This window comes from Micromonospora sp. WMMD723 (assembly GCF_049863385.1).
Taxonomy (GTDB): Bacteria; Actinomycetota; Actinomycetes; order Mycobacteriales; family Micromonosporaceae; genus Micromonospora; species Micromonospora wenchangensis.
In genome coordinates this window covers 4,593,155-4,613,515 of the sequence record NZ_JBMKNR010000001.1, presented here as the reverse complement: position 1 = coordinate 4,613,515, position 20,361 = coordinate 4,593,155, and the positions used below count along the sequence as shown (strand labels likewise).

Genomic DNA, 20,361 nt, shown 5'->3' with positions numbered 1-20,361 from the left:
GACCCGTCGCGCCGTGATGGCCGAACTGATCCTGCTGGCCGACCCGACCTCCATCCGTTTCCACTCCGACGGCACGTCGCTGGCCGTCGAGTTCGCCAGTGTCGCCGCCCTGACGTCGTGGCTGGACTCGGCCGGACTCAACGACCCGGAGATGCTGACCGCCGAGCACACCGACACCGCCGACGACGGCCGCGCGTACCGGCGGATGAACGCCTACCCGACGTGGCACGGCTGGGAGTTCTACGCCTCCGCCACCGAGTACACCGACCCGACCCCAGCGCTCGACGCGTCGACGGCTGACCGGCTCGCCGCGCTGGCGGTGGCCTGATGACCGCGCCGACGCTGAGCATCTACCCCCGGTCGGTGGACGAGTTGATGCCCGAGGCGCACGCCCTGGTGGCCCGTCTCGGCGCGGTGCCGTCGCGGAACCGGATCAAGACCGAGTTGCGGGTGGGCGGTCCGAAGGCAGACGCCATCATCGACCGGCTGACCCGCCCCCCGGTCGACCCGGACCCCACCCCGACCGGCACCGACCCGGGTGCCGCCGACTCGCCGCCGGTCGACCTGGACCCGCACCCGGACGCCGACGCGGTCGACCCGCCCGCGCCGGACGCGCTCACGGCCCCGGTGCCGCACGACCCGACCGCACCGGGCACGGCCCCGGACGGGACCGAGGCACACGAGGTCGCGTCGGGGCAGGCAGTACCCGCCGCAGACCCGGGTTCCAACATCACCACCGCCCCGACCAGCACCCGGGCCGCTGGTCGTCCGTCGGGGCGGGGGTGGGCCTATGTCGGGGTGATCCTGGGTGGGGTGGTGTCGATCGCGGCGAACATCGCCCACACCTACCTGCCGAAGTCGCCCCACGGTGCGCCCGCCGGGTGGGTACCGGACCCGGGGTGGTCTCCGTCGCCGTTGGCGGTGGCGTTGTCGGTGTTCTGGCCGGTCGCCTTGTTCGTGACGGTGGAAATCCTGACCCGCATCCCCTGGGGCAACGGAGCCAGTTCGGTGTTCGCCCGGGTAGCCGGGGTGCTGCCGGTCGCGGTGGTCGCCGCTGTCGTGTCCTACCGGCACCTGTCCGGGCTGCTGGCCCACTTCGGCGAGGACCCGCTCACCATCGCCATCGGCCCTCTCGCTGTCGATGGGCTGATGGTGATGGCGTCGGCCGCGCTGCTGGTGACCAGCCGTCGCAGTCGTACCTGACCCCGCCCGGCGGCACAGCCCTGATGGCCTGAGAAACCTGTGCTGTGCCGCCGGTCCGGTCACCCAACCCCTCATATGAGAGGAGGGCACCTCTGATGGTGCCAGTACCCGACCCGGCCTGGTTCACCGACCGGATCACCGAAGTCCGCACCGAACTCGCCCGCGCCGACAGCAAAGCGTCCACGTTGATGGCCGTCGCCGGTGCGGCGGTGACGGTCGGCGTGGCGATCCTGGCCCGCACCGACCTGCCCGGCCTCGCGCTGGCCGCCGGGGTGGTCACGGTCACCCTGGTCGGTACGGCGGTGGCACTGCTCGCAGGTGCGGTGCGGCCGTGCCTCGGTGGTGGTCACGGCCTGGTCCGCTACGCCACCACCGCGCCGGGGGACCTGATGGCCGAGGCCACCGCCCCGCCGCTGACCGCCGCCGCCGAACGCGCGCACCACCTCGTCTGGCTGTCCCGCACCGCCGTCCGCAAGTACCGGCGGGTCCGCACCGCCGTGGATCTGCTGCTGGCCGGCCTGGTCAGCACCGCGTTCACGGCTGCTCTGGCCCTGTTGCTCGGCTGACCGGTTTCCCGGCCGTGCCCACCCGCTCCCCCCCCGGGCGGGTGGGTGCGGGGGTCGACCGGCCCGCACCACCCCAGTTTTGCGCCGGACGCGGTACCGCCTGGAAACGAACCCGCGCCCGGCCCTCCCACTGAAGGAGAACCACAGCATGGCAGGCATGCCTCAGGAACGTGGCATCTTCACGGGTGCCGACGCTCTGACCGACAACGTGGCGTTGGTGGAGTGGTTCAACTCCACCCGCCGTATCCTGCACGCCGCTGCCCTAGAACTCGGCGTGACCGCTTCCGAACTCGACGCCCGGCTGCGTGTCGTCGGCGGCGGCATCATGGTCGGCGGACTCACCGGCCGCGCTCGCGCCCGGCAGGTCGCCCGCCCCATCACCCACGCCTCCGAAGCCCTCGTCACCGCGTCGCAGTACATCGTGACCGCGTCGACCCGCTTCGAAGCCGTGTACCTGCCCGAGCTGGAAGCCGTCGGGTACAAGCCGCGCCGCGACGGGTTCCGGTTCACCACCGGCAGCGGGGGTGGCCGCTGATGGGCCGCCGCACGAGGATGCCCCGCCACGGTGGGCTTGCCCCGATGTCCTACAGCGTCGACCTTCGGTCGGCTGCCCTTCCCTACCTCGTCTGCCCCGCCGGGTGCCTCCTCGCGTGGCCGGCCGCCGCCGCGTCGCATCACTGGTGGGGCACCAACCCGTGGGCCGCCGCCGGCATCACCGCCGCCGGTGGCGGACTCACCGCCCTCACCTGGGCCACCGGCCGCGCACGGGGTGTCATCCGGCAGCGAGTGTCCACCCTGCTCACCGCGACCGGGTCGGCGTGGGCGCTCGGCGCGACCATCGGCGCACCCTGGGAACGCCCCTGGCTCGACGTGTGGGCCGGCGGCACCGTCGTCGCCTCCGTCGCGGTCGCGGTCATGCGGCTGATGGCCAAGGCCAACCCCGACGAACAACCCACCACCACCGGCGGTGGGCTCGCCGAGACGGTCGCCGCTCTGCGGGATGCGCGGATCGGACGGCCGAAGGTCGACGGGGCGAAGGTCCGCGCGTCGGTCGCCATGCCCCACGGCGACACCCTCGCCGACGTCGAAGGCTCCCGCGAATCCATCGCGTCGGCACTCGACGTCGCGCCGACGGCGGTGCGGGTGCACCGCAACCCCGACAGCGTCCGCACCGGCCACATCGAAGTCGTGCCGGTCGACCAGCTCCGCGACACCATCGCGTGGGCCGGCCCGTCCGCCCCCGGCCGGTCGGTGGGGGATGCGCCGTTGCGGTTCGGTCTGGCTGAGGACGGGGAGCCGGTCGGGTTATCGCTCACCGGTCGGCCCGGGGTCCGTCCCGCCACCCACGTGCGCGCGACCGGCATGACCGGTTCGGGGAAGACCGAGTGGGCTTTGGTGGTCATGACCGACTACCTGACCCGCACCGACGGCGCGTTGATCGTGGTCGACACCGTCAAGCGGGACCAGACCGTCAAGCCGCTCAAGGGCGGGTTGACGCTGCTGGTCACCGAAGACGACCACGCGGAAGCGTTCTTCGACGTCCTCGCCGAGCAGGTCATCCCCGCCCGCACCGAAGCCCTCGGTCGGGAAGACCTGACCGAGTGGATGCCCGGTTGCTCGCTGTCGCACCTCACGGTGTGGGTGGAGGAATCAGCCGCGTGGTCCGGTCACCCGGCCCTCGTCCAGGTCGCCGAACGCGCCCGGTCGGCCGGCATCTGCCTCGTACTGTCCCAGCAACGCTGGACCCACGACCGCGCCCCCACCTCCCTACGGTCGCAGTTCGCCACGAACGTGTGCTTCGGCATCGACAGCCGCGACGACCCGTCGTTGGCCTTGACCGGGGAGACGGTCGACGCCGGAGCGTCACCGCAGACGTGGGGCAGCAGCAAACCCGGCTACCTCTACATCGAATCCCCCGGCATCCCCACCCACCGGTGGCCGATCCCCTGCCGCGCCGAACTGGCGCAGCGCGCGGACCTCGCCGAAGCCGTCACCGGCTGGGCACCCGTGCGCCGACCCCTCGACCCCATCACCGCGAAAGCCCTCGCCCCCGTCATGCCCACCACCCCCACCACCGCGACCGCTGGGCCGGTCGCCGCGACGGTCCGCCCGACCGACAACGACGACGGCCAGGAGGTACCGGCCATGGCCACCCGCCCCGGCGTCAACCCCAACGACCCACCCGACGACGTCGACCCCTCCCAGGAGATCGACACCACCCCGACCCCACGACGGTTCGCCCTCGCCCTGCCGAAGCAGGTCGGCCCCGAACAGGCTCGCACCCTGCTCCGCCAACACCTCACCGCCCTCGCCGAGCAAGGGCACACCGAGGTCCGGCCGGCAGACTTCGGCGACGTGCTCGCCGCGACCGGCTACGGCGCAGCCTGGCTCACCAAAGCCCTCAAAGAACTCACCGTCGGTCACGAACCCCTGCTGATGCCGGTCAGCCGCAACGGCCGCTACCGCATCCTGCGCACCACCTGACCACCCACCGCGCCGGCCGTGTAATCGGCGTGAAGTACACGCCGATTACACGGCCCCCACCTAGGCAAACCCGCCGTGAAGTACACGTGCAATTCACGACCACCCCACCCTGCCCACCCACAGGAGCAGATCAATGAACCCGGCCACCATCGCGCTTACCGCGCTCGCCCTCGGCACCATCCTCGGCATCACCCTCGGTGTCCCCCTCGGCCGTCGCGTCGAACGCGTCGCCTGGTACGCCGACGCCACCCTCGCCCGTGCCCGCGTCACCGGGTGGCTCCTGCGCGACCTCAGTGGCTGGCTTCTGGCCGTCGCGGTGGTCGTGGCCGTCGTCGTGTTCGTCCTCTGGGCGCTGCTGCGGCCCCACCGCTAACACCTCTGAACGGCGCGCTTCGCGCCCTCACCCCATGAATGGCCAGTGCCCGCCCGGCACTGGCCATCGTCACGCCGCACCCGGGAAGGAGCGGCCTGATGCCCCCGCACGGCACCCGGTGCGGGCACTGGATCGGTGCGGAACGGCGCTACTGCCACCACCCCGACGGTGTCCGCCCCTACCTGCAAGGGCCACGCTGCCCGGCCCACACCCCCAACGCCCTCGCCGGACGGCCCGAGCCCCCATCGACGTCCCTGAACCAACCCGAGAGGAGCGCCATGCCCGACACGCCTGCCCTGGTCGCCCCCGCACTCACCTACGCCGAACGCGGGTGGCCCGTGTTCATGCTCGCCCGCTCGAAACGACCCGTCGCCAACTGCCAGCCCTGCACCACCGCCGGCCCCGACCACGACCGGGAAGGCTGCGTGTGCCTGACCTGTCACGGCTTCTACGCCGCCACCACCGATTCGGAACGGGTCGCCGCGATCGTGGCCGCCGTCCCTACCGGGCAGCTCGCCCTGCGTACCGGTGCCGCGTCCGGCACCGTCGTGGTCGACGTCGACCCCGCACACGGCGGCAGGGACACCATGAACACGCTCATCGCCGCTGGGCTGTTGCCGCCCACCGCCTACGTGGTCACCGGGTCGGGCGGCCTGCATCTGTACTACCGGCACCCCGGACAACCGGTGCCGTGCAGTCAGGGCAAGCCGGGGCAGGGACTCGGCCCCGGCATCGACGTCAAGGGCGACGGCGGTTACGTGGTGCTGCCGCCGAGCGTGCACCCGCGCACGGGCCGCCCGTACCGGTGGGCGCCGCGCAGGGAGATGCAGGAGATGCCCCCCGCGCTGGTCGACGCCTGCCGACCCGCCCCGCCCCCACCGAACCCGGTCCCGGCGCACACGCCGACCAGCACCCGTGAGGCGGAGGGCATCTCCCACCCCGACCGACTGTTGGCCGCACACCTGCACGCGGTCGCCACCGCCCCGCAGGGCAGCCGCCGGACCACCCTCTACGGCGCAGCCCGAGGCGTCGCCCGCATGGTCGCGGTCAACGCGATCAGCCACGACGACGCGGTAGCCGCGCTCACCACCGCCGGCCACCAGGCAGAGCAGACCGACCGGGACATTCGCGCCGCCATCACCGGTGGCTTCCGTGCCGAAGGGATTGCCGCATGAACCAGCCAACCAGCACCGTAGATCAGCCCGTAGACGGTGCGGCGATTCTCGACCAGTTGCACGGCTGCCTCACCAAGTACGTGATCCTGCCCAGCCCCGAGGCGGTCGACGCGGTGGCGCTGTGGATCGCCGCGACCCACGCCCAAGCCGCCTGGGCACACGCGCCACGGCTGGTCATTCGCGCGCCGGAGAAGCGGTGCGGGAAATCGCGGCTGCTCGACATCGTGGAGGGCTGCTGCCACGACCCCCTCATCACCGTCAACGCCTCACCCGCCGCCGTCTACCGGGCCATCGGCACCGGACAGCCGCCGACCCTGCTCGTGGATGAGGCCGACACCCTGTTCGGCGGGAAGAACGCCGACGCCAACGAAGACCTACGCGGACTCCTCAACGCCGGCCACCAGCGCAACCGGCCCGCGATCCGGTGGGACAACAACACGCAGAGCCTGGAGAAGATCCCCACGTTCGCCATGGCCGCTCTTGCCGGCATCGGCGCGATGCCCGACACCATCGAAGACCGCGCCGTCGTCATCCGCATGCGCCGCCGCGCACCCGGCGAGAAAGTCGCCCCCTACCGACACCGCCGTGACGGCCCCGCCCTGCGGAAGGTCGCGCAGCAGTTGGCCGGGTGGCTTCGCGCCAACCTCACCGCGCTCGAAGCCGCGGAACCACCGATGCCGGTAGAGGACCGGGCCGCCGACACCTGGGAACCCCTCGTGGCCGTCGCCGACCTGGCCGGGGGCACCTGGCCGGCACGCGTCCGGCAGGCCGTCACCGTCCTGACCGCCGAAGCCGACGAAGCCGGCAACGTCTCCCACCGGGTGCGACTGCTCGCCGACATCCGCACCGCCTTCACCACCCTCGGCGACCCCACCGCCGCACCCACCGCCGACCTGCTCACCGCACTCAACAGCGACCCCGAAGCACCCTGGGCCGACAGCGGACCCAACGGACTCACCGGCAAGAAACTCGGCGACCTGCTCCGCGACTTCGAGATCCGCTCCGAGACGATCCGCTTCACCGTCGGACAGGCCAAGGGCTACACCCGCGACGCCTTCACCGACGCCTGGCAGCGCTACTGCCCCGGACCCGAAACCCCTGCCACCGGGGTATCCGTACCATCCGTACCAACCTCGTTTCCGCAGGTCATCCCCGGTACGGATTACCCCACTGGTACGGATCGATCCGTACCACGACGCACCCCCGCCACCGTCCCCGGTACGCATTAATCCGTACCAGAAACCAATCAGTACCAGCCCTGAACAGGCAAAACGAGCTTGGTACGGATGGGACGGATACCCCCGGCCCTGGCGGCACCCCACCGCCGCACCGGGAAGCCAACCAGCAGAACGGCCCGCTGAGAAGTCGCCAGCCGTAGCCCTACGGCGCTCTCAGCGGGCCGTTCTGCACCCCGCTGCATCGACACCTCCCCCCGATCGCTGACGCCGTCTGTCGACCGAAAGGCGCTCACCGTGCGACTCGTGACGCAGAATCCCTCACCGGAGATGCCCGCTACGCCGAAGGAAGACGACACCATCCGACTCTCGTCCAAGCCGTTCATGTCCACCGAGGAACTTGCCGTGCTGCTCGACGTCGACCCGTCGACCATCCGCCGCTGGCGCACCGTCCCGCCCTTGCAGGGACCGCCGTTCATCCAGATTTCCGACCGGGTCGTGAAGTACGTGACGGCCGACGTAGAGCGGTGGCTGAGCGCCCGCCGGGTCTACCCGAAGGCAGCTTGATGGCCCTTCCTCAGCAACCGCCGATCGGCGTACCGCTCGCCACCGACATCGAGTTTCGGCCAGACCGCGCATGCTCCTACCGGGCACGCGTCCGGTGGGTCGACCCGACGACCAAACGCCGGCTGTCCAAGTCCGAAGCGGTGGCGACACCCGAAGAGGCACAGGCGTGGCTCGACGCCATGGTCAGCGCGGCACAGGGTGGCGTCGACCCGCTTGCCGCGACAAAGCGACTGGCCGAGTACGGCGACAGCGTGATGACGCTGGCCCTGCGTGGCCTGGAACGCAAGACGCTCGACCCGTACCTTGCCGGTTGGCGTAAACGGGTGGTGCCAGCACTTGGCCACATTCCGATTCGCATGATTACCAACGGCGCGGTAGATCGGGCCGTGCACGGCTGGATTGCCGACGAGTGCAGTCGATCGACGGTCAAGAACAGCCTTGCCGTGCTGGTCCGGGTGATGCAGCAGGCCGTACGCGACGGCATCATCGCGCGGAATCCCGCACAGGTCACCGGGTGGCAGCGCGAATACCAGCGGGCCGAAGACGAGTTGGACGACCCGCGCACCCTGGCCCTGCCGCACTGGGAAGCACTGACCGGACTCGCCGCAGCCCTGGTCGAGAGGTCCGCAAACATGTTTCCCGGATGGGGCGACGTGACGATCTTCGCCGCGTGCACCGCCGCACGGATCGGGGAGGTGTCCGGCGTCCGCGCCGAGGACATCGACCGGGAATCGTGGATGTGGACCGTGCGCCGGCAGACCACACCCGGCCCCGGTGGTCTGATCGACAAGGGCACCAAGGGGAAACGCGCGCGGATGGTGCCGCTCATCGAGGAAGTGCGACCGATCGTCGCCCGCCGCCTGGACTCGGTGACCGCGCCACACTCCCGGCTGTTCACCGGGCCGCGCGGTGGCCGGATCAGCACCGCCGTGCTGCGGGACGCGACCCATTGGGACGAGGTGGTGACGAAGCTCGGCTACGAACACCTGCGGCGGCACGACCTACGGCACACCGGGCTGACCTGGATGGCCGACGCAGGGGTTCCGGTGCACGTCCTACGGAAAATTGCCGGCCACGGGTCGCTGACCACGACACAGCGGTATCTGCACCCTGACCGGCAGTCGATCACCGACGCAGGGACGGCGCTCAGCGCCCATTTGAAGGCTCGCCGGTCCCCAGGTGGTCCCCAGCTACGCGCCGTCTAGATCACGGAATCCCCACTGCCCCAGTACGAATTAGAGGCCGTTGGCCAGGGCGTATGCCCCGGTCGACGGCCTCTTTTCGCGCTGTCGGGACGGCCGGATTCGAACCGACGACCCCTTGACCCCCAGTCAAGTGCGCTACCAAGCTGCGCCACGTCCCGATGCTCCCCGCGTGGTTTCCCCCGCGGCAGCCGGTACAGCTTAGCGCAGGATCTTCGCACCGCGCGCACAGCCCCCCGCCGCGCCGGTGCGCACCGCCACCACCCCTAGAGCATCCTAGGAAAGGGGGCTGCCGTTCTCCCGAGGGAGGAGCGGCAGCCCTCGTCCGGTGACGGTCAGCCGTGGGCCTTGCCCCGACCGCCGGGGCCGAGCTTCTTGCGGGGGCGTACCGAGATTTCCACCGGGCTGCCCTCGAAGCCGAACTCCTCGCGGAGCTTGCGCTCGACGAAACGCTGGTAGCCGGCGTCCAGGGGTGCGGTGGTGAACAGCACGAACCGGGGCGGGGAGACACCCGCCTGGGTGGCGAAGAGGATCTTCGGGGCCCGGCCGCCGCGCACCGGGTGCGGGGTGGCCTGCACCAGGGCGGTGAGCCACTGGTTGAGTTGTGCGGTGGGCACCCGGGTCTCCCAGCTCTCCAGCGCCTTGCGCAGCGCGGGGGCGAGCTTGTCGACGGCCCGGCCGGTCTGCGCCGACAGGTTGAGCCGGATCGCCCAGGGGATGCGGCGCAGCTCCCGGTCGATCTCCTTGTCCAGGTAGTACCGGCGGTCGGCGTCGACCAGGTCCCACTTGTTGAAGGCGATCACCAGGGCCCGGCCGGCCTCGACGACCATGGTGAGGATCCGCTGGTCCTGCTCGCTGATCGGCTCACTGGAGTCGAGCAGCACCACCGCCACCTCGGCCGCCTCGATCGCCCCGGCGGTGCGCAGGCTGGCGTAGTACTCGGTGCCGCTGGCCTTGCCGACCCGCTTGCGCAGCCCGGCGGTGTCGACCAGTTGCCAGGTCTCGCCGCCGATCTCGACGAGGCTGTCCACCGGGTCGACGGTGGTGCCGGCGACCGAGTCGACGACCGCCCGTTCCTCACCGGAGAACCGGTTGAGCAGGCTGGACTTGCCGACGTTGGGCCGGCCGACCAGCGCCACCCGGCGGGGGCCGCGCGGCCGGTTCTCGACGATCTTCGGGGCCTCGGGCAGGGCGTCGAGGATGGCGTCGAGCAGTTCCCCGGAGCCTCGGCCGTGCAGGGCGGAGATCGGGTGCGGCTCGCCGAGCCCCAGCGACCACAGCGAGGTGGCCTCCAACTCGATGGCGCTGTTGTCGGTCTTGTTGGCCACCAGGATCACCGGTTTGGCGCTGCGCCGCAGCATCCGCACCGCGGCCTCGTCCACGTCGGTCGAGCCGACCATCGCGTCGACCACGAAGATCACCACGTCGGCGGTGAGCACCGCCGTCTCGGCCTGCGCGGCGATCGCCGCCGCCCGGTCCTTCGCGTCTGGTTCCCAACCGCCGGTATCCACCACGGTGAACGAACGGCCGTTCCACTGCGCGTCGTAGGGCACCCGGTCCCGGGTCACCCCGGGGACGTCCTCGACGACCGCCTGCCGGCGGCCGATGATCCGGTTGACCAGCGTCGACTTACCCACGTTGGGGCGGCCGACCACGGCCACCACCGGCTGCGGACCGGTCGGCTCGTCGACCTCGACGTCCGGTTCGCGCAGCTCCACCCATCCGTCGCTCATGCCACTCCCCGCTCGGTGAGCAGCCCACGCAGCCGGTCGACGACCTCGTCGATGCCCAGCTCGGTGGTGTCGAGCTCGACGGCGTCGGCGGACTGCCGCAGTGGGTCGACCGTGCGGGTGGAGTCGAGCCGGTCCCGGCGGGCCAGGTCCGCGGCGGTCGCCGCGACGTCGACGGCGTCCTCGGCACTGCGTCGCCGGGCCCGGGCCGCCTCGGAAGCGGTCAGGTAGACCTTCAGGTCGGCGTCGGGGGCCACCACGGCACCGATGTCCCGACCCTCGACGACGATCCGGCCGGCGTGGGTGATCAGTTCCCGCTGCCGGGCCACGAGCAGCGCCCGCACCGCCGGGACGGCGGCCACCGCGGAAACCGCGCCGGTCACCTCGGGACCCCGGATCTCCCGGTCGACGTTCACCCCGTCGACGGTCACGCCGTACCCCTGGGGGTCGGTGCCGATGCGCAGCTCGACCTCCTCGGCGACCTTGCCCACCGCGGCGGCGTCGGCCAGGTCGACGCCGGAACGCAGCACCGCCCAGGTGATCGCCCGGTACATCGCACCGGTGTCCAGGTAGCGGGCACCGAGGCCGGCGGCGAGCCGCCGCGAGACGGTGGACTTACCCGAACCGGACGGCCCGTCCACAGCGACCACGCAGCGCCCGGCCCGTACGTTTTCCTCCACCGTTGTCCTCCTCAGCCCGTATCTCTCAGGTCGCCGGTCGTCCCGACGCCGTCGAGCGGTCGTCCATCGTCGTCCATCATCCCGCGCCTCGCGGGTCTCTCCGCGCCGCCGGTGCGGCGCACGCCACCACCGGCCCGTCGGCCGCGTGGAAGCCTACCGGCACACCTACCCGCTCAGACGGGGTCAGTCACCCACGGCCTTGAACAGGGCGGCGACCTCCGCGTTGGTCAGCCGCCGGATCCGCCCGGTGCGCAGGTCACCGAGCTTGATCGGCCCGATCGAGGTACGCACCAGCCGGGACACCGGGTGCCCGACCTCGGCCAGCAGCCGCCGGACGATGTGCTTGCGTCCCTCGTGCAGGCTCAGCTCCACCTGGGCGGTCCGTCCCAGGGTGTCCACCACCTTGAACGAGTCGACCTTGACCGGCCCGTCCTCCAGCTCGACGCCGGCCAGCAGCCGCTTGCCGAGGTTACGCGGGATCGGCCCGGCCACCTCGGCCAGGTAGGTCTTGAGCACCTGGTACGACGGGTGCATCAGCTTGTGGGTCAGGGTGCCGTCGTTGGTGAGCAGCAGCAGGCCCTCGCTGTCGGCGTCGAGCCGCCCGACGTGGTAGACCCGCTGCTCGACCCGGTTGCCGATGAACTCGGCCAGCTCGTTGCGGCCCTTCTCGTCGGCCATCGTGGTGACCACCCCGCGCGGCTTGTTCATCGCCACGTACACCAGGCGGTTGTCGGCCTGCAGGCGTTCCCCGTCGACGTGGATCACGGCGGTGGCGGGGTCGACCTTGTCCCCGAGCTGGGCGACCCGCCCGTTCACGGTCACCCGACGCCGGAAGATCAGATCCTCGCAGGCACGTCGGGAACCGACGCCGGCGGCGGCGAGCACCTTCTGCAGGCGCTCGGCACCCTCGTACACGGGGGCGTCGGACTTGGGGGAACGGTTATCGCGTGGCATCGGCAAGCTCTTCTACGTCGTCGGGGAGGAACGGGGCGAGCGGGGGCAGGTCGGCGACCGAGTCCAGGCCCAGCTTCTCCAGGAACATCGTGGTGGTCCGGTAGAGGAACGCCCCACTGTCCGGTTCGGCGCCGCACTCCTCGACCAACCCCCGGGAGACCAGGGTACGGAGCACCCCGTCACAGTTGACACCCCGGATGGCCGACACCCGACCCCGGGTCACCGGCTGCTTGTAGGCGACCACCGCGAGTGTCTCCAGGGCGGCCTGGGTCAACCGGACCGACTGCCCGTCCAACACGAACCGTTCCACGTACGTCGCGTATTCCGGCCTGGTGTACAGCCGCCACCCGCCGGCCGCCCGGCGTAGCTCGAACCCGTGCCCGGCGGCGGTGTAGCCGGCCGCGATGTCGTCGAGCACCGGCCCGATCCGCTCCGGCGGCTGCTCCAGCACCTGCGCCAGCACCAGTTCGCTGACCGGTTCGTCGACCACCAGCAGGATGGCCTCCAACGCGCCGCGCAGCTCCACGTCGTCGAGTTCGGGTGCCGGCGGCGGGACGACCGTCACCCGCCGTCGTCCCCCCGGCTGCCGCTTCGGTACGCCCGCCGCACCCCGCTCCCCCGCGGCCTCCGGCCCGGCGTCGCTGCCACCCGCCCCACCGGCTGCGGTGGCGGCTGCGGTCACGTCCTCGCCCGGTTCGGGATCGGGTGTCCCGCCGGCAGCACGCTCGGAACCGGCCGTCCCGACGTCTGTCGTTTCGGCGTCGGCCGCTGCCGGGCCGGCCGACACCGGGTCGGCGGACACCGGGCCGGCCGACACCGGGTCGGCCGATGCCGTTGGCGCGGGCAGCCCGGAAACCGGGTCCGTTCCGGGCACACCGGGAGCGTCCACGCCCTCGGGCGCGGCCGTCTCCGGACCGGCCGCAGCAGAATCGGCAGCGTCGGGATCGGCAGCGTCGACTGCGGGCGGTGCCGCCGCAGCGGGGAGTTCGGGGACGGTGTCCGTTTCCGACGGGACGGCAGCGTCCTCGACCCCGGGGTCCGGCGCGCCGGGTGCGGGCTTGCGCTGCGGGGCGGGCCGCTCCCACGGGGGAATCCAGGCGGCGGCCTGGTCGGCCAGCGAGTCCCGGCGCTCCTCGTCGCTCATCAGTTCTCCTGCGCAGTCACCGGGGTGGGCGGGGCGGCGGCCGGGGTGTCGGTGGCGGGCCCGGCCGGGTCGGGGTCGGCGGGGCTGCCGGCGTACTCGTCGACGTGCAGGTCGGCGCCACCGTCGGCGGGGCCGGTCCAGCGCACCGTCAGCTCCTCCAGGGCCTCCTCCTGGACGAACGCGACCAGCCCCTCCCGGTACAGCTCCAGCAGGGCCAGGAAGCGGGCCACCACCTCCAGGGTGATCTCGCAGTCGGCGCAGAGCAGGGCGAAGGTGGCGACCCCGGCCCGGCGTAGCCGCTCGGCGATGACCGCCGCGTGTTCCCGGACACTGACCCGGACGAGGTGCACATGCGCGATGGACACCTCGGGCACCGGCTTCGGGGTCATCGCCCGCACGGCGAGCGTGCGCAGCCGTTCCGGGCCGATGCCGAGCACCAGGTCGGGCAGGGCCTCGGCGTACCGGGCCTCCAGGGTCACCGCCCGCGGGTAGCGTCGCCCGCCGACGGCCTCCAGTTCGGCGATGTGCGCCGCCGCCTCCTTGTACGCCTTGTACTGCAGCAGCCGGGCGAAGAGCAGGTCCCGGGCCTCCAGCAGGGCGAGGTCCTCCTCGTCCTCCACCTCGGCCGACGGCAGCAGCCGGGCCGCCTTCAGGTCGAGCAGGGTGGCGGCGACGAGCAGGAACTCGCTGGTCTCGTCGAGGTCCCACTCGTCGCCCATGGCGCGCAGGTAGGAGATGAACTCGTCGGTGACGGTGTGCAACGCCACCTCGGTGACGTCCAGCTTGTGTTTGCTGATCAGCTGCAGCAGCAGGTCGAACGGGCCGGTGAAGTTCGCCAGCCGCACGGTGAAGCCGCCGCTCTGCCCGGCCTGCGGCACCCCCGCCGGGTCGGTGGCCACGTCGGCGGCGACCTCGGCGGCCAGCACGGGCGGCTGCTGCGGGGTCGTCGGCGGGTCGAGCGGCGGCGCGGTCACCGGACGACCGTAGTCCACGCCCCGGACGTCGTCGCCGTCCGGGACGCCCCGGCGTGCACCCCGACCTACCGGTCGGCCTGGGCCGCGATCACCTCACGGGCCAACTGCCGGTAGTTGCGGGCCCCCGAGGAGGCCGGGTCGAGGGTGGTGATCGGCGCACCGGCCACCGTGGACTCGGGGAACTTGACCGTCTTGGTGATGACGGTCTGGTAGACCTTGTCGCCGAACGCCTCGACCACCCGTTGCAGCACCTGCCGGCAGTGGGTGGTGCGGCTGTCGTACATGGTGGCGAGGATGCCTTCGAGTTCCAGGTCGAAGTTGAGCCGCTCGCGCACCTTGTCGATGGTGTCGAGCAGCAGCGCCACCCCGCGCAGGCTGAAGAACTCGCATTCGAGGGGGATGAGCACGCCGTGCGCGACGGTCAGCGCGTTGATCGCCAGCAGGCCCAGCGAGGGCTGACAGTCGATCAGGATGTAGTCGTACTCCTTGCGGATGGTCCGCAGGACCCGGGCCAGGGCCATCTCCCGGGCGACCTCGTTGACCAGCTGTATCTCGGCGGCCGACAGGTCGATGTTGGCCGGCAGCAGGTGCAGACCCGCCACGTCCGTCTTGATCAGGACGTCCTCGGCGATGACGTCGTCCTGCATGAGCAGGTTGTAGACGGACAGGTCGAGGTTGTGCGGGTTGACCCCCAGGCCCACCGACAGCGCGCCCTGCGGGTCGAAGTCGACGAGCAGCACCTTGCGGCCGTACTCGGCCAGGGCCGCGCCCAGGTTGATGGTGGTGGTGGTCTTACCCACGCCACCCTTCTGGTTGGCCATCGCGATGATCCGGGCCGGACCGTGCCGGTCGGTGGGCATCGGCTCGGGGATCGGCTTGCGCATCGTGTAGGCGGCCGGATCGGCCGGGCCCAGGTCGGCGCCGAGCGACGCCTGCTGCTCACGGAGCTCCGACGTCCAGGCGTCGGCACGGTCACCGTTGCCAGCCATGTCCTCGTTGCCCCCTCCCGACGACCACCCGGCGTCGGAACACTCCGACGTCCTTCGCAGCGCCGCTGCGCACCCCGGTTGTCGCCCAGGAGGTCCGCGCCGATGCCGACTCTACGCCACCGACGACCAGCGCGTTCGGCACCGGTCCGGCGTGTCGGGCATAGCGGCCGGTCAGCGGGCCGGCGGGGGGTCCGCGTCGCGGGCGCGGGGGTGGCTGGTGGCGTACACCTCGCGGAGCCGGTCCACGGTGACCAACGTGTACACCTGGGTGGTGGTGACCGAGGCGTGGCCGAGCAACTCCTGCACCACCCGCACGTCCGCGCCGCCGTCGAGCAGGTGGGTGGCGTAGCAGTGGCGCAGGGTGTGCGGGGAGACCGCCTGCGGCCCGTCCACCGGCAGTCCGGCCCGGCGGGCGGCCCGCCGCAGCACCGTCCACGCCCCCTGCCGGGTCAGCGGCCCGCCCCGGGCGTTGACGAACACCGTCGGGGTGCCCCGCCCGGCGGCCACCAGCGTCGGCCGGGCCCGCACCAGGTAGGCGCGCAGCGCGTCGACGGCGTACCCGCCGATGGGCACCAGCCGGGTACGGCCACCCTTGCCGCGCAGCAGGGCGGTGCCCTCGTCGACGTCCAGGTCGTCGACGGCCGCGCCGACCGCCTCGGAGATCCGCGCGCCGGTGCCGTACAGGAACTCCAGCAGCGCCCGGTCGCGCAGGGTCAGGGCCGCCCCGTCGCCGGTGGCGGTGACCGGGCCGGCCGTCTCCAGCAGCCGGACCACGTCGTCGACCGGCAGCGCCCGGGGCAGCCGGCGGGCCGGGGTGGGTGGGCGCACGTCGCGGCTGGGGTCGTCGCCGGCCAGGCCCTCGCGGACGGCGAACCGGTGCAGCCCGCGCACGGCGGACGCGGCCCGCGCGGCCGAGGTCACCGCCAGCGGCGGATGGTCGTCGTCGCCGGCGCGCAGCCGGGCCAGGTGCGCCTCGACCTGCCGGGCGTCGACGGCGGCCAGGTCGCGCACCCCGGCGGCGGCCAGGGTGTCCAGGTACCGATCGAGGTCCCGCCGGTACGAGGTGAGGGTGTTGGTCGACAGTCCCCGCTCGACGGTGAGGTGGTCGAGGTAGCCGCGCACGGCCCGCCGCAGGGCCGGCGCGGGCTCCCCGCCCACCCCGGCCCCGTCACCTGCCACCCCCGGCACCCCGTCCGCGGCCGCGCGGGACACGACGTCGGGTGCCGGGGCGTGCGTCGTCGGCCGGGTCAGGCCAGCACCTCGTCCAGTGGGAGGGTGGCCATGCCGTGGGCCTCGGCGACCGGGCCGTAGACGACCTGACCGTCGTGGGTGTTCAGGCCCAGCGCCAGGGCCGGGTCGTGGCGCAGCGCGTCGCGCCAGCCCTGGTCGGCGAGCTCCAGTGCGTACGGCAGGGTGACGTTGGTCAGCGCGTAGGTGCTGGTGTGCGGCACCGCGCCGGGCATGTTCGCCACGCAGTAGAAGATCGAGTCGTGCACCTGGTAGGTCGGCTCGGCGTGGGTGGTGGGGCGGGAGTCCTCGAAGCAGCCACCCTGGTCGATGGAGATGTCGACCAGCACGCTGCCCGGCTTCATCCGGGACACCAGCTCGTTGGAGATCAACGTCGGGGCCTTCGCACCGGGGACGAGGACCGCGCCGATGACCAGGTCGGCGTCGAGCACCGCCCGTTCGATCTCGTACGCGTTGGAGGCGACCGTCTGCAGGTGTCCCCGGTAGATGGCGTCGGCCTGCCGCAGCCGGGCCACGTTCTTGTCCAGCAGCAGCACCTCGGCCTGCAGGCCCAGCGCGATCGCGGCGGCGTTCATCCCGGACACGCCCGCGCCGATGACGACGGTCTTCGCCGCGTACACCCCGGAGACGCCGCCCATCAGGATGCCCCGCCCGCCGCCCTGCCGCTGCAGGTGGTACGCGCCGACCTGCGGGGCGAGCCGGCCGGCCACCTCGGACATCGGAGCGAGCAGCGGCAACGACCGGTCGGGCAGCTCGACGGTTTCGTAGGCGATGCCGGTGACCTTCCGGTCGACCAGCGCGTCGGTGCACTCCTTGGACGCGGCCAGGTGCAGGTAGGTGAAGAGCACCTGCCCGGCGCGCATCCGGTGGTACTCCTCGGCGATCGGCTCCTTGACCTTCAGCACCAGCTCGGCGGTGTCCCACACCTCGTCGGCGGTGCCGAGGATGGTGGCCCCGGCGGCGGCGAACTCGTCGTCGGTGAGGCTGGACCCGACACCGGCGCCGGCTTCGACGAAGACCTGGTGACCGTGGCGGACGAACTCGTTGACGCCCGCCGGCGTGATCGCCACGCGGTACTCGTGGTTCTTGACCTCGCGGGGGATTCCGACCTTCACGTGAGACACCTTCCTCCGGGGTGCCGCACCCCGGACTGCGCGGTGCCCCGCCGGCTCCGTTGCCGACGCGGTCCACCGTTCCCGCCGGCGGCAGTCTAGGCGTGCCGCCGGCCCCCGACGGGCGGCACAGTGACAACCGGTGCCCGGTGCGCCTGACGGTGTGTCAGGCATACCGCGTAGGCCAGCCGTTCGGCGTCACACCCATCGTCGCACCGCGCGGCCCCGACCGCCGCACGGGAAACGCTCCCGCAACGACGTCGTGACACAGCGGGCCGACCGGGGTGGCGGACGACACAGGGGCCGCGCGGCGTACCGCGACGGCCCCTGTCGGCGTACCCGATTCAGCGGTGCAGCGGGGTGTCGGCGCGGCGCAGCACCGACCAGCCGGCGTCACGGGCCCGCGCGGCGGCCAGCAGCCCGGCCACGCACGGACCGTTGGTGATCTCCCCGGCCAACGCCATACCGACCGCCTCATCCAGGTCGATCCGGACGACCTGCAGGTCGGCCTCCTCGTCGTGGCGCTCGTGCCGCTGCCCGACGGGCACCTCGGCCAGCTCGCGGGCGAGGAACACCCGGACCACCTCGTCGGAGAAACCCGGCGAGGTGTGCACGTCGACCAGCAGGTCCCACCGGGCGGCGGTCAGGTCGGCCTCCTCGGCCAACTCCCGGGCGGCGGCCACCGGCAGGTCCTCCCCGGAGACGTCCATCAACCCGGCGGGCAGCTCCCACAGGTGCCGGCCGACCGGCTGCCGGTACTGCCGCACCAGCACCACCTGACCGGCGTCGTCGAGGGCGACCACGGCGACCGCGCCGACGTGCCGGGCGTAGTCGCGGGTGGCGGTGCCCCCACCGGGCATGGTCACCTCGTCGGTGACCACGGTGAAGATCCGCCCGGCGTAGCGCTGCACCCGGTTCAGCAGCTCGTAGCGGTGCTCGACGGCGCTCACGACGCGGACGACGCCGTCGCCGGGGCGCCGTTGCGGGCCGCGTTCTTCGCCGCCGCCTGCGTCTTCCTCGTCGTCTCGGGCGTCGCCGCCCCGGGGGCCGGGTCGAGGTCCACCGGCAGCTGGTCGGCCTGCGAGTACGCCACAGCCGCCTTGACGAACCCGGCGAACAGCGGATGCGGGCGGGTCGGGCGGCTCTTCAGCTCCGGGTGCGCCTGGGTGGCCACGAAGAACGGGTGCAGGCTGCGGTCCAGCTCCACGAACTCGACCAGCCGGCCGTCCGGGGAGGTGCCGGAGATGTGCAGGCCCGCCCTGGTGAGCTGGTCCCGGTAGGCGTTGTTCACCTCGTAGCGGTGCCGGTGCCGTTCGCTGATCTCGGTGGCCCCGTACGCCTCGGCCACGATCGACCCCTCGGAAAGCGTCGCCGGGTACGCCCCCAGCCGCATGGTGCCGCCGAGGTCACCCCGGCCGGCGACGATGTCCTCCTGGTCGGCCATGGTCGCGATGACCGGGTGCTTGGCGTCCTCGTCGAACTCCAGGGAGTTCGCCGCGTCCAGGCCGGCCAGGTGGCGGGCCACCTCGATGGTCATGCACTGCAGACCGAGGCAGAGCCCGAGCAGCGGCACCCCGTTCTCCCGGGCGTACCGGGCCGTGCCGATCTTGCCCTCGATGCCGCGGACACCGAACCCGCCGGGGATGACGATGCCGTCCACGCCGGCCAGCGCCGACGCCGCACCGGCCGGGGTGACACAGTCGTCGCTGGGCACCCAGCGCAGCTGCACCCGGGCCCGGTGGCCGAACCCGGCGGCCCGGATCGCCTCACTGACCGACAGGTAGGCGTCCGGCAGGTCGACGTACTTGCCGACCACCGCCACGGTGACCGTGTGGTGCGGCTGGTGCACCCGCTCCAGCAGGTCGTCCCAGCGGGTCCAGTCCACGTCCCGGAAGGACAGGCCGAGCCGGCGCACCACGTACGCGTCGAGCCCCTCACGGTGCAGCACCTTGGGGATGTCGTAGATGCTCGGCGCGTCCGGGGCGGCGACGACCGCCTCGGCGTCCACGTCGCAGTAGAGCGACAGCTTCTGCTTCAGCTTCTCCGGGATCTCCCGGTCGCAGCGCAGCACGATCGCGTCGGGCTGGATGCCGATGTTGCGCAGCTGCGCCACCGAGTGCTGGGTCGGCTTGGTCTTCAGCTCCCCCGACGGCGCGAGGTAGGGCACCAGCGACACGTGCAGGTAGAAGCAGTTGTCCCGGCCCAGGTCGTGGCGCACCTGCCGGATCGCCTCCAGGAACGGCAGCGACTCGATGTCGCCGACGGTGCCGCCGACCTCGGTGATCACCACGTCGGGGATCTGGCCGTCGGCGTCCGGGTCGGCCATGCCGACGATCCGCGCCTTGATCTCGTTGGTGATGTGCGGGATGACCTGGACGGTGTCGCCCAGGTACTCGCCGCGCCGCTCCTTGGCGATCACGTCGGAGTAGATCTGGCCGGTGGTGACGTTGGCCTTGCCGGAGAGGTCCCGGTCGAGGAACCGCTCGTAGTGCCCGACGTCGAGGTCCGTCTCCGCGCCGTCCTCGGTGATGAACACCTCGCCGTGCTGGAACGGGTTCATCGTCCCGGGGTCGACGTTGAGGTAGGGGTCGAGCTTCTGCATGACCACCCGCAGCCCGCGTGCGGTGAGCAGATTGCCGAGGCTGGAGGCGGTGAGGCCCTTACCGAGCGAGGAGGCGACGCCCCCGGTGACGAAGATGTGCCGGGTCGTGCGTGCTGAAGGGGCCAAGGCCTGCTCCCGTGTCGTCCGTAGCGGTCGTGCGAACCGCCGTGCCGATCAAGTGAT

20 protein-coding genes and 1 tRNA gene are annotated in these 20,361 nt (G+C 72.1%); 10 read left to right on the top strand and 11 right to left on the bottom strand.

Features of this window, described 5'->3' with window-relative positions; translation table 11 throughout:
• Positions 1-16: 16 nt before the first annotated feature.
• The 10 genes from ACN261_RS20425 (at position 17) to ACN261_RS20380 (ending at position 8,748) form a co-directional block, all read left to right on the top strand.
• Positions 17-328 (top strand): hypothetical protein, encoded by a 312-nt coding sequence (locus ACN261_RS20425; protein ID WP_425853633.1) that lies wholly within the window; start codon positions 17-19, stop codon positions 326-328.
• Positions 328-1,203, top strand: a complete 876-nt coding sequence (locus tag ACN261_RS20420; RefSeq protein WP_425851588.1) for a DUF2637 domain-containing protein — start codon at positions 328-330, stop codon at positions 1,201-1,203. Before ACN261_RS20425 ends, ACN261_RS20420 begins: the two co-directional genes overlap by 1 nt.
• Positions 1,204-1,298: 95 nt before the next feature.
• Entirely contained in the window at positions 1,299-1,769 is a 471-nt protein-coding gene (locus tag ACN261_RS20415) for a Pycsar system effector family protein (protein ID WP_425851586.1), read from the top strand.
• Positions 1,770-1,917: 148 nt separating this feature from the next.
• A complete protein-coding gene (locus ACN261_RS20410; protein ID WP_363655980.1) occupies positions 1,918-2,304 on the top strand; it encodes a hypothetical protein in 387 nt (128 codons plus the stop codon).
• Between the two features lie 44 nt (positions 2,305-2,348).
• The gene (locus ACN261_RS20405; RefSeq protein WP_425851584.1) at positions 2,349-4,253 is read left to right on the top strand and encodes a conjugal transfer protein TraB; all 1,905 of its coding nucleotides are present in this window, start codon (positions 2,349-2,351) and stop codon (positions 4,251-4,253) included.
• 133 nt (positions 4,254-4,386) lie between these two features.
• Positions 4,387-4,626, top strand: a complete 240-nt coding sequence (locus ACN261_RS20400) for a hypothetical protein (protein ID WP_425851582.1) — start codon at positions 4,387-4,389, stop codon at positions 4,624-4,626.
• Between the two features lie 278 nt (positions 4,627-4,904).
• On the top strand, positions 4,905-5,801 hold the full coding sequence (locus ACN261_RS20395; protein ID WP_425851581.1) for a bifunctional DNA primase/polymerase: 897 nt from the start codon (positions 4,905-4,907) through the stop codon (positions 5,799-5,801).
• Complete coding sequence (locus tag ACN261_RS20390; RefSeq protein WP_425851579.1) at positions 5,798-7,030, top strand: DUF3631 domain-containing protein; 1,233 nt, start codon at positions 5,798-5,800, stop codon at positions 7,028-7,030. Before ACN261_RS20395 ends, ACN261_RS20390 begins: the two co-directional genes overlap by 4 nt.
• Before the next feature lie 252 nt (positions 7,031-7,282).
• The gene (locus ACN261_RS20385; protein ID WP_425851577.1) at positions 7,283-7,543 is read left to right on the top strand and encodes a helix-turn-helix transcriptional regulator; all 261 of its coding nucleotides are present in this window, start codon (positions 7,283-7,285) and stop codon (positions 7,541-7,543) included.
• Positions 7,543-8,748: a tyrosine-type recombinase/integrase gene (locus ACN261_RS20380; protein WP_425851575.1), complete on the top strand. Its 1,206-nt coding sequence runs from the start codon at positions 7,543-7,545 to the stop codon at positions 8,746-8,748. The genes ACN261_RS20385 and ACN261_RS20380 overlap by 1 nt, the downstream gene beginning before the upstream one ends.
• An 84-nt stretch (positions 8,749-8,832) precedes the next feature.
• On the opposite strand, the gene ACN261_RS20375 is transcribed toward ACN261_RS20380, so the two are convergent.
• The 11 genes from ACN261_RS20375 to ACN261_RS20325 all read right to left on the bottom strand — a co-directional run bounded on the left by ACN261_RS20375 (position 8,833) and on the right by ACN261_RS20325 (position 20,304).
• Positions 8,833-8,906: transfer RNA gene (locus ACN261_RS20375), tRNA-Pro, on the bottom strand.
• Positions 8,907-9,080: 174 nt separating this feature from the next.
• Positions 9,081-10,478, bottom strand: coding sequence for a ribosome biogenesis GTPase Der (gene der, locus ACN261_RS20370; RefSeq protein ID WP_363655968.1), 1,398 nt, complete (start codon positions 10,476-10,478; stop codon positions 9,081-9,083).
• Complete coding sequence (gene cmk / locus ACN261_RS20365; RefSeq protein ID WP_204928589.1) at positions 10,475-11,155, bottom strand: (d)CMP kinase; 681 nt, start codon at positions 11,153-11,155, stop codon at positions 10,475-10,477. The genes der and cmk overlap by 4 nt, the downstream gene beginning before the upstream one ends.
• Before the next feature lie 183 nt (positions 11,156-11,338).
• Positions 11,339-12,109, bottom strand: coding sequence for a pseudouridine synthase (locus tag ACN261_RS20360; RefSeq protein ID WP_421481288.1), 771 nt, complete (start codon positions 12,107-12,109; stop codon positions 11,339-11,341).
• Complete coding sequence (gene scpB / locus ACN261_RS20355; protein ID WP_421486787.1) at positions 12,096-12,926, bottom strand: SMC-Scp complex subunit ScpB; 831 nt, start codon at positions 12,924-12,926, stop codon at positions 12,096-12,098. The genes ACN261_RS20360 and scpB overlap by 14 nt, the downstream gene beginning before the upstream one ends.
• A gap of 326 nt (positions 12,927-13,252) precedes the next feature.
• The gene (locus tag ACN261_RS20350) at positions 13,253-14,152 is read right to left on the bottom strand and encodes a segregation and condensation protein A (RefSeq protein ID WP_421486786.1); all 900 of its coding nucleotides are present in this window, start codon (positions 14,150-14,152) and stop codon (positions 13,253-13,255) included.
• 140 nt (positions 14,153-14,292) lie between these two features.
• On the bottom strand, positions 14,293-15,216 hold the full coding sequence (locus ACN261_RS20345) for a ParA family protein (protein WP_088644512.1): 924 nt from the start codon (positions 15,214-15,216) through the stop codon (positions 14,293-14,295).
• 171 nt (positions 15,217-15,387) lie between these two features.
• Positions 15,388-16,395 carry a site-specific tyrosine recombinase XerD gene (locus tag ACN261_RS20340; protein ID WP_421481287.1) on the bottom strand — a complete coding sequence of 336 codons (1,008 nt, stop codon included), beginning with the start codon at positions 16,393-16,395 and terminating at the stop codon, positions 15,388-15,390.
• Positions 16,396-16,463: 68 nt separating this feature from the next.
• Complete coding sequence (gene ald, locus ACN261_RS20335) at positions 16,464-17,579, bottom strand: alanine dehydrogenase (protein WP_425851572.1); 1,116 nt, start codon at positions 17,577-17,579, stop codon at positions 16,464-16,466.
• A 341-nt stretch (positions 17,580-17,920) separates the two neighbouring features.
• Positions 17,921-18,526, bottom strand: a complete 606-nt coding sequence (locus ACN261_RS20330) for an NUDIX domain-containing protein (protein ID WP_421481285.1) — start codon at positions 18,524-18,526, stop codon at positions 17,921-17,923.
• The gene (locus tag ACN261_RS20325; RefSeq protein ID WP_421481284.1) at positions 18,523-20,304 is read right to left on the bottom strand and encodes a CTP synthase; all 1,782 of its coding nucleotides are present in this window, start codon (positions 20,302-20,304) and stop codon (positions 18,523-18,525) included. Before ACN261_RS20325 ends, ACN261_RS20330 begins: the two co-directional genes overlap by 4 nt.
• Between the last annotated feature and the right edge of the window lie 57 nt (positions 20,305-20,361).